The following is a 1,202-nucleotide window of genomic DNA, read 5'->3' as shown; positions in this document are numbered from 1 at the left end:
CGCTCCATGTCCCGGGACTTGCCGTCGCGGACGACGATCTCGCGGTCGGAGTAGGCGGCGACGCGTGCTTCGTGGGTGACGAGGACGACGGCGGCGTTGGTGGAGCGGGCGGCGTCGGTGAGGAGTTCCATGACGCGTTCGCCGTTGAGGGAGTCGAGTGCGCCGGTGGGTTCGTCGGCGAACAGGACGCGGGGGCTGGTGACGAGGGAGCGGGCCACGGCGACGCGCTGGCCCTGGCCGCCGGAGACCTCGCCGGGGCGTTTCTTGCGGAGGTCGTCGACCTCGAGGCGTTCCATCCAGGTCAGCGCGGTGCGTTCGGCGTCCTTGCGGGGGGTGCCGTTCAGGCGCAGGGGGAGGGCGACGTTCTCGACGCAGGTCAGTTCGGGGACGAGCTGGCCGAACTGGAAGACGAAGCCGAAGTCGGAGCGGCGCAGGGCGCTGCGCTGGGCGTCGGACATGGCGGACAGTTCGCGTCCGTTGTAGGTGATGGTGCCGGAGTCGGGGGTGACGATGCCGGCCAGGCAGTGCAGGAGGGTGGACTTGCCGGAGCCGGAGGGGCCCATGACGGCGACGACCTCGCCGGGGTGGATGGAGAACTCGGCGCCGTCCAGGGCGAGGGTGGGGCCGTAGGCCTTGCGGAGTGCCTGGGCGCTGAGCAGGGAGCCTGCGGGGACTGTCATGGGGCTACCGCCTCACGGAGCTTGTCGAGGCGCGCGGCGGTCAGTTCGAGCCAGCGCAGGTCGGCCTCGAGGTGGAAAAGGGCGTGGTCGCAGATGAGCTGGTCCGCCAGGTCGCCCTTGCGCTTGCGGTCGGTCAGGATGCGCATGCTGCGCAGGTGTTCCGAGCGTTGGGTGTCGAGGATGTCGGCGGCGTCGCGGTGGGTGAGGAGCGCGAGGACGACCTTGGTGTAGAGGGTCGACTGGAGGTAGGGCTCGGGCTTCTCGGGAGTGGCGAGCCACCGTTGTACGTCGGTGATTCCCTCGTCGGTGATCGCGTACCGCTTGCGTTCGGGGCCGCCGCCTGTCTCGATGCCGTCGACCACGACGAGGCCGTTCTTCAGCAGGCGGGACATGGTCGAGTAGACCTGGCCGTAGTGCAGCGGCCGGTCGTGACCGAACTTCTCGTCGAAGGCGCGCTTGAGGTCGTAACCGTGGCGCGGCCCGGACTCCAGGAGTCCCAGGAGGGTGTGACCGATGGACATG

2 protein-coding genes are annotated in these 1,202 nt (G+C 69.6%); both read right to left on the bottom strand.

Annotated elements, in window-relative coordinates:
• Positions 1 to 680: ABC transporter ATP-binding protein (locus tag IG88_RS0137700; RefSeq protein ID WP_031051375.1), on the bottom strand; the 680-nt coding region annotated here is incomplete at its 3' end.
• Positions 677 to 1,201, bottom strand: coding sequence for a PadR family transcriptional regulator (locus tag IG88_RS0137695; protein WP_031051374.1), 525 nt, complete (start codon positions 1,199 to 1,201; stop codon positions 677 to 679). The genes IG88_RS0137700 and IG88_RS0137695, both read right to left, overlap by 4 nt.
• Position 1,202 lies beyond the last annotated feature (1 nt).

It is taken from the genome of Streptomyces sp. NRRL F-5650, assembly GCF_000721365.1.
GTDB classification, from domain to species: domain Bacteria; phylum Actinomycetota; class Actinomycetes; order Streptomycetales; family Streptomycetaceae; genus Streptomyces; species Streptomyces ardesiacus.
This window is presented reverse-complemented; position numbering and strand designations above follow the sequence as displayed.